This window comes from Acinetobacter sp. YH01009, assembly GCF_013420765.1.
GTDB classification, from domain to species: domain Bacteria; phylum Pseudomonadota; class Gammaproteobacteria; order Pseudomonadales; family Moraxellaceae; genus Acinetobacter; species Acinetobacter amyesii.
Genome location: NZ_VOYE01000015.1, coordinates 47627 through 60938, shown reverse-complemented (window position 1 = coordinate 60938; position 13312 = coordinate 47627). Strand labels below are relative to the sequence as shown.

General features: G+C 42.3%; 13 protein-coding genes. 6 read left to right on the top strand and 7 right to left on the bottom strand.

The window, feature by feature from the left end:
* Positions 1 to 15: 15 nt before the first annotated feature.
* Positions 16 to 675 (top strand): riboflavin synthase, encoded by a 660-nt coding sequence (locus tag FTT76_RS13795; protein WP_180008069.1) that lies wholly within the window; start codon positions 16 to 18, stop codon positions 673 to 675.
* 112 nt (positions 676 to 787) lie between these two features.
* Positions 788 to 1333, top strand: coding sequence for a VTT domain-containing protein (locus FTT76_RS13790; RefSeq protein ID WP_111884846.1), 546 nt, complete (start codon positions 788 to 790; stop codon positions 1331 to 1333).
* 62 nt (positions 1334 to 1395) lie between these two features.
* Here FTT76_RS13790 and FTT76_RS13785 read toward each other — a convergent pair whose 3' ends face one another.
* The 4 genes from FTT76_RS13785 to FTT76_RS13770 all read right to left on the bottom strand — a co-directional run bounded on the left by FTT76_RS13785 (position 1396) and on the right by FTT76_RS13770 (position 4283).
* Positions 1396 to 1614 carry a hypothetical protein gene (locus FTT76_RS13785; protein WP_078192596.1) on the bottom strand — a complete coding sequence of 73 codons (219 nt, stop codon included), beginning with the start codon at positions 1612 to 1614 and terminating at the stop codon, positions 1396 to 1398.
* 142 nt (positions 1615 to 1756) lie between these two features.
* The gene (locus FTT76_RS13780; protein WP_180008068.1) at positions 1757 to 2395 is read right to left on the bottom strand and encodes a hypothetical protein; all 639 of its coding nucleotides are present in this window, start codon (positions 2393 to 2395) and stop codon (positions 1757 to 1759) included.
* Between the two features lie 39 nt (positions 2396 to 2434).
* Positions 2435 to 2842, bottom strand: a complete 408-nt coding sequence (locus tag FTT76_RS13775; RefSeq protein ID WP_078189457.1) for a DNA polymerase III subunit chi — start codon at positions 2840 to 2842, stop codon at positions 2435 to 2437.
* The gene (locus tag FTT76_RS13770; protein ID WP_111884849.1) at positions 2835 to 4283 is read right to left on the bottom strand and encodes a leucyl aminopeptidase; all 1449 of its coding nucleotides are present in this window, start codon (positions 4281 to 4283) and stop codon (positions 2835 to 2837) included. Before FTT76_RS13770 ends, FTT76_RS13775 begins: the two co-directional genes overlap by 8 nt.
* Before the next feature lie 159 nt (positions 4284 to 4442).
* Between FTT76_RS13770 and lptF the strand changes: the two genes are divergently transcribed.
* From lptF to FTT76_RS13750, 4 genes are all read left to right on the top strand, one after another.
* Entirely contained in the window at positions 4443 to 5543 is a 1101-nt protein-coding gene (lptF, locus tag FTT76_RS13765) for an LPS export ABC transporter permease LptF (protein ID WP_180008067.1), read from the top strand.
* Position 5544: 1 nt separating this feature from the next.
* Positions 5545 to 6615, top strand: a complete 1071-nt coding sequence (gene lptG / locus FTT76_RS13760; protein ID WP_180008066.1) for an LPS export ABC transporter permease LptG — start codon at positions 5545 to 5547, stop codon at positions 6613 to 6615.
* Positions 6616 to 6737: 122 nt separating this feature from the next.
* Positions 6738 to 8285: a 2,3-bisphosphoglycerate-independent phosphoglycerate mutase gene (gene gpmI / locus FTT76_RS13755; RefSeq protein WP_180008065.1), complete on the top strand. Its 1548-nt coding sequence runs from the start codon at positions 6738 to 6740 to the stop codon at positions 8283 to 8285.
* A 17-nt stretch (positions 8286 to 8302) separates the two neighbouring features.
* Positions 8303 to 9478, top strand: coding sequence for a S41 family peptidase (locus tag FTT76_RS13750; protein ID WP_180008064.1), 1176 nt, complete (start codon positions 8303 to 8305; stop codon positions 9476 to 9478).
* Positions 9479 to 9500: 22 nt separating this feature from the next.
* Here the strand turns inward: FTT76_RS13750 and FTT76_RS13745 are convergent, their stop codons facing one another.
* The 3 genes from FTT76_RS13745 to FTT76_RS13735 are packed head-to-tail and all read right to left on the bottom strand — an operon-like array spanning position 9501 to position 13171.
* Positions 9501 to 10928, bottom strand: coding sequence for a sigma-54 dependent transcriptional regulator (locus FTT76_RS13745; RefSeq protein ID WP_180008063.1), 1428 nt, complete (start codon positions 10926 to 10928; stop codon positions 9501 to 9503).
* Positions 10929 to 10947: 19 nt separating this feature from the next.
* A complete protein-coding gene (locus tag FTT76_RS13740; protein WP_180008062.1) occupies positions 10948 to 12513 on the bottom strand; it encodes a PAS domain-containing sensor histidine kinase in 1566 nt (521 codons plus the stop codon).
* A gap of 22 nt (positions 12514 to 12535) precedes the next feature.
* Positions 12536 to 13171 (bottom strand): response regulator, encoded by a 636-nt coding sequence (locus FTT76_RS13735; protein ID WP_078189449.1) that lies wholly within the window; start codon positions 13169 to 13171, stop codon positions 12536 to 12538.
* Between the last annotated feature and the right edge of the window lie 141 nt (positions 13172 to 13312).

Below are 13312 nucleotides of genomic sequence, written 5' to 3'. Positions count from 1 at the left end.
TTTCAGGGATTGAACATGTTTACAGGCATTATTGAAAGTCTAGGTAAAGTTGAAAGCATTCAAAACGTGGGTGGCGATGTCCGCTTGCGTATCCAGACAGATTTAGACATGTCGGATGTGCATTTGGGGGATTCTATTGCCACCAATGGCATTTGCTTAACCGTGATCGACTTTGGCAGTAATTGGTATGCAGCCGATGTATCACGTGAAAGTTTAAATCGTACCACCTTGGAACACTGGAAAGCAGGGCAGGCGGTGAATGTGGAAAAAGCCATGTTGCCGACTACGCGTTTTGGTGGACATATTGTCAGTGGTCATGTCGATGCAGTGGGTGAAATCACTCAAGTTCGTTCAGATGCGCGTTCTATTTATTTTGAAGTGACCGCACCGAAAGAAATTGCACGCTATTTAGCGGAAAAAGGCTCTGTGACCGTGGATGGTATTAGCCTGACGATTAACCATTTACGAGGTAATGTGCTGAGCTTAAATTTAATTCCGCACACGGCTGAACGAACCAATATCGGTACGTGGAAGGCTGGGGCTAAAGTGAACTTGGAAGTGGATGTTTTAGCACGTTATATTGAGCGTTTATTGCTTGGTGATAAAGCCGCTGAGACCACAGAGCAATCAAAAATTAGCTTAGATTTTCTCGCTGAAAATGGCTTCTTGAAATAAGTTGATACCGAAGAAAACCAAACAGTCTGATTGAAAAATTAGACTGTTTTTTTATTTTTGGTGATAATGCGTCGCGGAATGACATATATGATGAATAATCAGACAGGTGATAATGATTGATTTCTTACTGAATCTGGAACAGTGGTTACCCATGTTATTGGAAAATTATGGTGTGTGGATTTATGCCATTTTATTTCTGGTGATATTTTCAGAAACGGGTTCAGTATTTATGTTCTTCCTGCCGGGAGACAGCCTTTTGCTTGCCATCGGCGCATTATGCTCAACGACGGAAGTGGTGCATTTACACACCATGGGGCTGATGTTATTTGTCGCATCGGTCTTGGGCTACTGCGTCAATTACTATACGGGCAGCGTGCTAGGCATTAAGTACTTTAATAAGCACACACGTTACTTTAAGCCCGAATATATGGTCAAAACCAATAAATATTTTATGAAGCATGGTGGTAAAACGATTTTAGTCGCACGCTTTGTACCCTTTGTACGTTCTTTTGCGCCTTTTGCTGCTGGATCTGCACGCATGAACCTTGGCACATTTATGTTTTATAATGTGCTAGGTGGTTTCATCTGGATTGGATTACTACTCGGTATCGGTTATTTCCTAGGACATACCGTTTCTGCAGTTGCAGATTTGGTCTAAGCCAAACTTAAACATAAAAAAAGCCCACAGTTGTGGGCTTTTTTTATGGAGTAGATGACAATTTAGTGTTTTGTAACGGTCACTACATCAAGGGTTTGAAAAATCGAGCTGTGGGGCGGTTGCTGAATGCTAAAACCACCTTTTTCTGATTCACGGCTGAGATAAACCGAAATACTGTGAAAGTCTGAATGACTCAGCCAAAGATCTTTGGCACGAATGTCCCATTGTTCTCCAGCAGATAGAGAGGATATTTTCTGGGTAATCTGGTGAATGATGTCCATATTGAATTCCCATCTGGATGCATGATTATATTTTTAGGATGCCTGAAGCATTGTATTTTGAGGGACAATGCTTCAGGCATATGAACATCATGTTGCAAATACATGTCAGTTTAATGACAGTGACCAGATTTCGATGGACGGCTTAAGATGCTTGGGACGATGTAGATTCTGTCGAAAAATTGGAGTTTTCTAAGATATAGTCAATTTCTTCTTGTGCAGCAGCTTTCAATTTTGCACGGAAATCACTGACGGCCATCTCGATTTGCGTTTCTGCCTCAAGTTCCAAACGCACGCGTACACTTTCAAGTTCTGACAACATTTGTCCTTCGCTGACCGATAAGCTTTGGCTTAATCCCGCTAAACCCGTTTCAGGGTTTTTATGATAGCGAGCGGCATAGTGTTGTACTTCACGATTAAGATTATGCTGCATCATGGTGAGCGCTTGCGTTTGTGCGGCAAAGCGTAACTCTTCGTCACGTTTCAGTTGTTCTGCATAGGCTTGTTCAGCTTCACGTTTTTCTTCTAAGGCTTTTTCTAAAGCCAGTTGTTTACGTATACGAGCATCTTCTATCAACTGTGCTTTTAAATCTGCATAGGCAGACTCAATTTTGTCAAAAGACACTTGCTGTTGCTGTTGGTCATTGACCAGCCATTGTTGAATGTCTGTACTGGGATTGAGGACATCGCAAACGCGACCAAGGTCATCAATAAAGGTCTGACGAATAGCTTCAGGTACTTTTAACCAGCGCTGTTTAAAGTCTGGACCGACATTCAATGCCATGGTGCACCTCCTTGCAAATAGGGTAAAACCAATATCACGTTAAAGTTTATGGGTCTGCGGTTGAACGCCCAAACGTCGATATTGTTTATATTTTTCACGCCCGATAATTTTAGCGGGTTCGTTATTTTCAATAATTTCGATAATGTGACTAAAACTTGCGAACTGTTCAAGTGCTTGATCGTTAAAATTAAACACAATCCAGTCGGCTTGCTCAGGCAATTGGGCAGAAATACAGACCGTTGCCTCGGCTTGATCGATACCATGGGGAATGAAACCTGTGTGATCGAAACTCCACAGGCGTTCATCAAGTTGTTGCTGTAAGTCTGGGTCAGCACAATGTAGCCAAATACGTACAGGCTGACGCAGGATCTTACGGCATAAACGACAAGTGCTTTCGACTTGTCGTTCAGGACTTTTTTCAAATAAATAAAAGCTAACTTTAGCCATTCGCTTGAGCACGATTCGCTAAGAATTGCATTAATAATGGCACAGGACGACCTGTTGCGCCTTTATTTGCACCAGAGTTCCATGCAGTCCCAGCAATGTCTAAATGCGCCCAACGGTATTCACGCGTAAAGCGTTGAAGGAAACATGCAGCGGTCACAGAGCCTGCTTTTGGACCACCAATGTTGGCAATATCTGCAAATGGAGAATCAAGTTGTTCTTGATAATCTTCAATTACTGGCATGCGCCATACGCGGTCAAAGCTGTGTTGACCCGCAGCAGTCAATTCAGCCGCAAGTTCATCATCCGGAGTGAACATACCGGTGAGGACTGAACCCAGTGCTACGACACATGCACCAGTGAGGGTTGCAATATCAATCACCAGTGCAGGGTTAAATCGTTTTACATAGGTCAAGGTATCGCACAGCACCAAACGACCTTCGGCATCGGTATTTAAAATTTCAACGGTTTGACCGCTCATGGTTGTCACGATGTCACCCGGGCGAGTGGCATGACCAGACGGCATGTTTTCTGCAGCAGCAATTGCGCCGACTACATGAATCGGTAATTTCGCTTCACACAGCGCACGGATTGTACCCAAAACTGATGCAGAACCGCACATGTCGAATTTCATTTCGTCCATGCCAGCACCCGGTTTAAGTGAGATACCACCAGTATCAAAAGTCACGCCTTTACCAACAAGCACCACAGGTGCTTCTTCACGGTTTGAAAGGTATTCGATGGTAATAATACGGCCTGGACGGTCAGAACCTTTGCTCACAGCAAGGAAAGCACCCATACCGAGATCAGCCATTTGCTGTTCATCGAGTACAGTCACTTTGAGTTGATCTGGGAATTCAGCTGCAAGTGCTTGAGCTTGTTCGGCTAAATATTCAGGAAAACAGATATTGCCCGGACGGTTACCTAAGTCACGAGTAAAACTTTGACCTGATTGCACTGCAGAAATTAATTCAAGCTGTGCAGTGGTTAATGGGCTTTCAGTAGCGATTAAATGGATCTGCTCCAAAACAAATTCATTTTTTTTAGACTTGTATTCATCAAATGCATAAGCCGCTTGGGTCAGGCTAAGTGCAAATAAATAATGTTGTTCTTGTGGTAGAGCAGAGATATCGACACTGATCTGTTTGAATTTTTTTTGTGACGCTTTAATAATGGTTTGTGCAATTTTTGCAAATTTATTGACCTGTAATTCAGCAACTTTGCCGAGGCCTAAAAGAGCGCTATTGCGACAAGCGGCAATGTTCGCCACCAAAGGCAGGCTTTCATTGAGTGCTGCTTTAAATTGAGTTGCTTCAATTAAATTATCTAAATCATTGATTTGATATGAAGTAGCTGCATTTGTAACGTGCTCAGAATCTACTAATATCAACAAATATTGGCTGGACGCATTCGCTTGGAATGACGTATTAATAGAAAGTTTCATGTGCGGTATTTATGCCTTTTTAAATTTATAAACCATTAAACCATTGAAACATTTATATGAATAGAGTTTCAATGAGCAACAAGGGTATAGGTTTTATATTTTCTACATTCGGGTAAACTAACGCTAGTTTTTATTGGCCCTATTTTTGGAAGAATTAATTTGATTATTCGGCGTTATCTGGTCAAGCAAGTGGTGTCGACATCACTGGTTGTGATTGCCTTATTGACCTTGATCATGATGGGTGGTCGTTTGATCAAGTACTTTGGTGTGGCGGCTCAGGGCCGTTTAGATGCAAGTATTTTATTTAGCATCATTGGCTACCGTTTGCCTGAATTTTTAACCTTAATTCTTCCGCTCGGTTTCTTTATTGGTCTGATGTTGGTCTTTGGTCGTCTGTATGTCGATCATGAGATGGCTGTGCTCAATGGTAGCGGTGTCAGTCGTAATCAATTGTCACGTTTATTGGTGCCGATGACCGTGGTCTTTATGGCTGTTCAAGCATTTTTGATGCTGTGGGCGTCGCCTTGGGGCATCCGTCAGTTTGAAGCATTAACGACTTCACAAGCTGTACGAACAGGCTTTGACTTGGTTCGACCGAAAGAGTTTATTTCCTCTGGGCCCTATACTATTTATGCAGGCGACTTGTCAGAAGACCGTAAAAACTTAAAAGATATTTTCTTCTATCAACGTGCAGAAAAAGAGGGTAAACCCGATGTCATTATTTTGGCGAAAGAAGCCACGCGTGTTGAAGTGCCCGATGACAATGCCAATGTGGTTGACCTAGTTGAAGGTCGTCGTTACGAAATTTATCCGGGGCAACCGCGTTATTCTCAAGCAGAATTCCAAAGTTATCGTTTACGTTTAGAAAATGATAAAGAAGCAAAATTTGAAAGTACTGAAGTAGAAGCTTTACTAACCTCGAAGTTATGGGATAACCGTCATGATCCTGTGGTTGCCAGTGAACTTGGTTGGCGAATCTTTGTGCCGTTCGCTATTTTGGTGGCGTTATTGCTTGCCACCGCTTTGTCTGAGGTCAGTCCTCGTCAAGGGCGTTACTTAAAACTGTTCCCAGCCTTACTTATTTTTGCCAGTTTAATCGTGGCTTTAATGGCGATCAAAACGCGGATCAGTAAAGATGAAATGGGCATCTGGGCTTATCCACTGGTCTTAGTGATTTACGGCATTGCAGCGGCATTGTTCTCGCGTAAACAAAAATTAGCGCCCAAAATTAAGAAACAAATTCAGCGAGTGAGGTCTTAAAATGTTGGCACGTCGTATAGTTGCAAAACATGTGACCAAAACTACTGCTTTAGCCATGCTTGGTGCGACCGCGGTATTGGCTGGCTTACAAGTGCTTTTTACCTATTTAGGTGAATTGGGCTCGCTGAAAGAAGGTTATAACGCATGGAATGCTTTGCAGTATGTGTTATGGAGTTCACCGAATTATTTATATGAAATTTTACCGATTTCAGCCTTGATTGGCGCGATATTGGGTTTAGGGACTCTAGCTTCAAACAGTGAATTGATTGTCATGCGTTCGGTCGGCATCAGCCTTTGGCGGATTGTGGGCTGGGTGATTCGTTCGGCACTCATTTTGGTGGTTTTATCCTTTGCATTAAGCGAATGGGTCATTCCCTATACCAATGAACAAGCCAAAAGCGTCAAAAGTCACCGCACTGCGGCTGAGTTGGGTGAAGTCAAAGGCTATTGGTCGCGTGAAGGTCAGCGCTTTATTTATATTGACTATGCCAATTCGCAAGGTCAAATTAAAGATGTTCAGGTTATTGATTTTGATGAAAAATATCGTTTGCGAGGCACTTTGGATGCGGAGCAAGGGAATTTTGTCAAAAATGGCTCTTGGTCGCTACAAAATTCAACCCAAGTGGATCTATTAGCGACGGGTGATGCTGTAGCGAAGCAAAATGCTGAACAGCCGCTTTCATTGGCGTTGCAACCTAAATATGTGCATATGGTTACCATTGACCCTGAAGATTTATCACCGAGTCAATTGGTGAGCTTTATGAGTTATATGCATCAATATAGCCAAGTCCCGAAAACTTACCAATTGGCGTTTTGGCAAAAGTTTGGTTCGCCCTTTGCTTTAATTGCCTTAGTGGTAATTGCGTGTTCATTTATTTTTGGACCTTTACGTCAACAGTCGATGGGTTTCCGCTTGGTGATTGCCTTATTTGCTGGACTGGGCTTTTACTACTTACAAGATTTCTTGGGGTATGCAAGTTTGGTGTACGCACCATCGCCTGCATGGTTCGTCTTTATACCAATTATTTTGATGTTTGTAGCGGGTGGCTATCTGCTGCACCGCGCACGTTAAGTGCATGCAAGATTGAGTAAAACAATGTTGATGACCTAGATAAACCATGGTTGTCACATAGAGTCTTCACCGAAAATTCGGTAAGATAGTATGATTAATTTATAAACGAAAGAGTGTTCATTATGACGGATGCAACTGCTGGCAAAATCCCACACGTATTAGTAATTATGGATGGTGTGGGTCATCGCGAAGCGGTCGAGGACAATGCCTTTTTAGCAGCAAAACGACCAAACTTGACTGCAATGCAGGAAAAGCATCCGCATGGATTGATTTCAGGCTCTGGCGAAGACGTTGGTTTACCTGATGGTCAAATGGGTAACTCTGAAGTGGGCCACATGAACCTTGGTGCAGGACGTGTGCTGTATCAAGACTTTACTCGTATTACCAAAGATATTCGTACCGGTGCGTTCTTTGAACATGACATTTTAGTCGATGCGGTTGAAAAAGCTAAAGCTGCAGATCGTGCTGTACATATCATGGGCTTGTTGTCTGAAGGTGGTGTGCATTCACATGAAGATCATATTGTGGCGATGGCTGAATTGGCATTAAAACGCGGTGCAAAAGTGTATCTTCATGCATTCCTTGATGGTCGTGATACGCCACCAAAAAGCGCACAACCTTCGCTTGAAAAATTAGATGCGCTGTTTGCTCAGTATCCGGGTCAAGGTCGTATTGCCACCATGATTGGTCGTTACTTTGCAATGGATCGTGACAACCGTTGGGATCGTGTTGAGCAAGCTTATCGTCTTTTAACTGAAGGTGAAGCTGTGCGTACAGCAGCGACTGCTGTTGAAGGTCTAGAGCAGGCTTACGCTGCTGAAGAATCAGATGAGTTTGTGAAAGCGACCCGTATTGGTGATTTAGCACCGATTCAAGATGGTGATAGTGTTGTCTTCATGAACTTCCGTGCTGACCGTGCGCGTGAAATTACCAAAGCATTTGTGGAAAAAGATTTTGCAGGTTTTGAACGTAAAGTGGTTCCCGCTTTATCAAAATTTGTCATGTTGACACGTTACCAAGCGACAATTGATGCACCTGTGGCTTATATGCCAGAAGCGTTGCATAACTCGATTGGTGAATACCTGTCTAATTTGGGTAAAACACAACTTCGTATTGCTGAAACTGAAAAATATGCACACGTTACTTTCTTCTTCAGTGGTGGTCGTGAAGATGAATATCCGGGTGAAAAACGTATTTTAATTCCATCACCAAACGTTGCGACTTATGACTTAAAACCAGAAATGAGTGCTTATGAAGTCACTGATGAGTTGGTTGCCGCAATTAATTCAGGTGAGTACGACTTACTGGTGGTGAACTATGCCAATGGTGATATGGTTGGTCATACTGGTGTGTTTGATGCAGCAGTCAAAGCAGTTGAGGCCGTAGACACGTGCCTAGGTCGTGTATATGAAGCTGTGATGGCAAATAAAGGTCACATGCTCGTGACCGCCGATCATGGTAACGTAGAGCAAATGCAGGATTACCAAAGTGGTCAGGTGCATACTCAACATACCACTGAACTTGTGCCATTTATCTATGTTGGTCCGACCAATGCAACAATTGCAGAAGGTGGTGTTTTGGCTGACGTAGCGCCGACAATGTTAACGCTTATGCACATTCCTGTACCAACAGAAATGCAAGGTCGTAACTTGATTACTCTTGAAGCTTAAAATGTAAGGAAGCATGAATGACTAAAGCACACTGGACGTCAGTTGTAAGCCTTACAGCCTTGCTGCTGTGTTCTAGTCATTCGACATGGGGAGCCGATAAAGCAAAGTCGGCTTTCGATGAATTTGATGGCAGCTATGAACAAAGTTATGCCGAAGTACCTGTCGAATCAATCCAACAATTTGTTCAAATCTATGGCATTGTCAAAGAAAATTATGTAGTTGAAAAAAATGACGATGCATTATTCCAACAAGCCATCAAAGGCATGGTCAGTGGTTTAGACCGTTATTCACGATATCTTTCACCTGAAGACTATAAGCAGCTTTTGCAATACACCGAAGGGGATATTGCGAGTGTGGATTTCAATTTGCGCTTTGATGCAGGTCTACAGCAATGGGTCATCACCAATTTAAAGCCTGATGCCGATTCAGCAAAGTTAGATCTGAAAAATGGCGCAGCGGTGTTTAAAATTGATGATCAAGAACTCAAAAAACTCAATCAAGATCAAGTGCGACACCTGCTCACCGGCAGTATCGGCTCGACGCTGAATCTACAGCTGATAACTGCAAGTCAACCGGTCAATTTGGTCAGAAACACTAAAGTTGAAACAGATATAGAATCTAAATTATTAAATAATCAGGTTTTAGTTTTACACGTTAAAGTTTTTCAACAAGATACTGCCAATGAAATTAAGCGTTTAATTGAAAGTCATGGTTCACGTGTCAAAGCTGTATTGTTTGATTTAAGAAATAACCCCGGCGGGTTATTGTCCGCAGCAGTGGAGTCTGCCGATTTATTTTTGAATCAGGGCATTATTGTGTCGACTCGAAGTCGATCTGAGGGTGACCAACAGTTTCAGGCTTTACCGAGTTTTGAATTTCAAAATATGAAAGTTGGTATTTTAATCAACAATCGTTCTGCTTCTGCCGCAGAGGTCTTTACCGCAGCATTAAAAGAGCATAAACGTGCATGGGTAGCGGGTGAGAAAAGTTATGGTAAAGGTGTGGTTCAAAAACTATTTCCATTGAGTAATGGTGCGGCTTTACAAATGACTGTGTCGCAATATCTGACACCGAATGGCAAAATGATTGAAGGAATTGGAGTGCAGCCAGACTATAACTATCCGCTGCAACATGATGCACTTGAAGATCACTATGTCGATCATGTTGCAGAGTTATTGCTGAATCAAAAATAAACAGCAATACGCTGGAAAACTTTTACTCTTCGTCTTCGGTATCTAAACCGAATTTTTTCAAACGATAGCGCAATGAACGGAATGACATGCCTAATTTTTTTGCGGCAAGGGTTCGGTTCCAGTGGGTGATGTTCAACGCATTCATGAGCACTTCTTTTTCGATATTTTCTAAAAAGAGCTCTAAGCCTTCTTCAGGTAGTTTGCGAGGGACCACACTCTGTTCGTTGCTGTTTGCACCTAGCTGAGCGGATTCATTCGTTGTTGGAGCGGAATTGAACTGAGCACTTGGTTGTCTTAATGGCGCACTTTGCAGATGTTGAAGATCAATCTGATCATCATCGCAGAGGGTCATGGCACGTTCGATAATATTGCGGAGTTCACGGACATTACCCGGATAATATTGGTTGAGTAGGAAGTTTTTCGCTCGTTCAGTCAGAGGCTTAGTGGCAATTTCCCATTCATGGCTAATTTTTTGAATAAAATGTTGAGCCAATAAGAGGATATCGTCGCCACGTTCACGTAAGGCAGGCAACACTAAATCCATCACATGGATGCGGAAGAATAAATCTTGGCGGAAGCGACCTTGTTGGACGAGTGCTTCTAAGTCCTGATGGCTGGCGCTGATCACACGGAAATCAACGTCAATTTCACAGTCTGAACCTACAGGACGAATACGTTTTTCCTGTACTGCGCGTAGCAATTTAACTTGCATGGCTAAAGGTAGTTCGGCAATTTCATCCAGAAATAAGCTACCGCCATGTGCAGATTGAATCAGACCTTGTTTGTCTTGGGTGGCACCACTAAAGCTGCCTTTTTTATGGCCAAAAAGTTCACTTTCCATTAACTCTGTGGGAATTGCCCCACAGTTAATAGCAATAAAGGGCCCTTCATTACGGTTGCTTAAACGGTGAACCAGATTGGCTACGACCTCTTTACCCGTACCAGATTCACCCGTAATAAAAACAGGTGCTTGTGAACGTGCAATTTTCTTTAAGGTTCGACGCAATTGCTGGATTGGAAGCGATTCACCAATTAACATTTTATGCTCTAAAGCATCTTGCGAAGTAATGTCTTCAGCCAATGGCTTATTCAGGGCTTTTTGTAGCAGTTGTTCAAGATGTTTGGGATTGATCGGTTTGCTGACAAAATCGAATGCTCCCGCCTTTAATGCGGCAATGGCAATGTCCATGTTGCCATAGGCAGTAAGCACAGCAACGGGCAGGGCAGGACAGTGTTCATTCATCCAATCTAAGAGCTGTAGACCATTACCATCGGGTAAGTTGAGATCGGTTAGGCAGGCATCGTAGCTATAGGTAGACAAGGCTTTTTTAGCTTCGTCGAGGCGATGTGCAACATGCGTTTTAACCCCCATCCTTGATAAAGACATCTGCATCAGCATACATAAGTCTTCTTCGTCATCAACTAACAATACCAGTGGTTGTGAATCCACAGTTTTCCCCTAAAAACAATTAAATAACAGCTTGTAAGCACTCAATCCTAAAGCAAGCTCCCTGTTTTTTTTCTACATAGGAAAGCTGTGCTTGATTCGCTTCACAGAAGCTATGAGCAAGATATAATCCTAAACCAGTTCCAGTAATTTCGGTACTAAAAAATGGTTGAAATAACTGTGCGCGGTTTTGTAAAGCAACCCCATGACCGAAATCTCGGACATCGATCTGGACTTTTTTCTGATCCGTACGCGCCACCACTTCGATATACGACATGTCCGGATTGTTATGGCGAATCGCATTACGAATCAGGTTGATTAAAATTTGTCTAAACTGTGCCTCATCAAAATCGATCAAGGTTTTGGCCTGTACATTGAGCCGAATGTTCTGTTGAATGTCTGCCAGATCTTCGTGCAGGAACAGCGGTAAAAATTGTTCTAAATTCAGACGAGTAGGGTGGGTTTCTTTATTACGCACCATATTTAGGGTGTCTTGAATAATTCGGTCAATCCGCACCGCTTGACGTGAAATCATATGATTCAACATGTGCTGTTGTTCGGTATCACTTTGCGGATATAAATCATTGGCATGCACAATTGCGGCTAAAGGATTGCGAATTTCATGTGCAATACTGGCGGAGAGTTGCCCTAAAGCGGCTAATTTTAGTTGTTGCACTTGCTGATTGAGTTTTTGTGCATCTTGTAAAATCAGCAAGGTCAGCATTTGATGCGGCACAACGAGTTTTTGTACGAGTACCTGAATGTGGTATTGGCTTTGTTGGGATTCAAATTGGAATTTTTCACCGCTTTTTAAATCTTCAAATTTGAGTAATTCAAATAAATCGGGCTGCGTGGTATACAGTGGATATTGATCATGATGATAAAAATTTGGCATGCCGAGTAAATGGCAAGCAGCAGGATTACTCAGCACCACATGACAGTTTTCATCCAACACCAAATAGCCCGTATCAATCTGCTCCAAGATATAGCGGTTAATGTTTTGTAGTCGATGTAGCTCTAAGGATTGCGAAAAATTCAGATTTTCTAGTAACTGGAAACGTTTCACGGCAATTTGCGCACTGCCATACACCACACAAAATAAAAAAGCCAAAATCGCACTGTTGGTTAAATTTTTGAGTGAGGTAAATTCAAGAATTGAACCTAAAAACAGTTGATACACCACGCAAATCACAGCGATGAGGGTGATGGCCAAAGCTTTTTGGGCATCTAATAACAGGGATGCTGCAAAAATCGTAATCACAAACAGCAAACTCAAATGTAAATTGGGTCCATCGATGGCTAAGGTCAGTAAGCTCAGCGAAATCACATCTACGATGAATAACAGCAGTAGCTGGTTTGGAATACGGACTTTGAAGCGTCCAAGCGACATGAATTGAATGCTGGTAAACAGCAAATAAATCGTCAATACATATAGGTATAAACGTGGGTATTCATAATCTGAAGTGAATTGAGTGTAGGTCAGTAAAAAGACCAGTAACAGACAGGCACTGATGATAAAGCGATAAGCACTGTACCAAAGGCCCAAATGATACTGGTTCAATTCACTATGAATTGAACGCTCTGTCATAAGTAACTGGATGTACGTTGTGTTAAGGTTTGATTAACCCGTAGCGAATTGCCAAGTGAGTTAGTTTGACATCACTATCAATATTCAGTTTTTCAAAAATGCGGTAACGGTAGGTATTCACTGTTTTAACACTAACGAATAATTTATCAGAAATTTCTTGTGCACTTATACAATTGACCACCATCATGGCAACTTGCATTTCACGCTCAGACAGGGCGTCAAAAGGTGATTGTTGTGTATCAGACAAATATGAGCTGGCCAGTTGTTCCGCAATGTCTGCACTGAAATATTTGCCACCTTGCATCACTTTATTAATCGCACGGACCATTTCAGTAACTGGTGCACCTTTGGTGATATAGCCTTTGGCACCTGCTTTTAATAATAAAGACGGGTAGGGTTCTTCAGCAAGTCCACTGACTGCGAGGACTTTTGTATCTGGCGCTGTTTGAAGTAGGCGACGTGTGGTTTCTACACCTCCGATCCCCGGCATATTGACATCTAATAGAACGACATTTGGATGGTGTTGGCGAACAAGTGTAATCGCATCTTCACCCGATTCGGCTTGTCCAATGACTTGGACATCTGCATGGTCTTCGAGCATACGGCAAATACCAGTACGGACTAATTCATGGTCATCTACCACCAAAACTGTGATCACCTACACTCTCCCTCAAATCAAAATCTGTTTTTTTTGTTACATAAAGCAAAATAAGCTTGCAATGAAACGACAAAATTAGCAATCCTATTCTTATATGAAATGAAAAACTTCATACACAATGTGTGAGCAAAAAATGTTCGT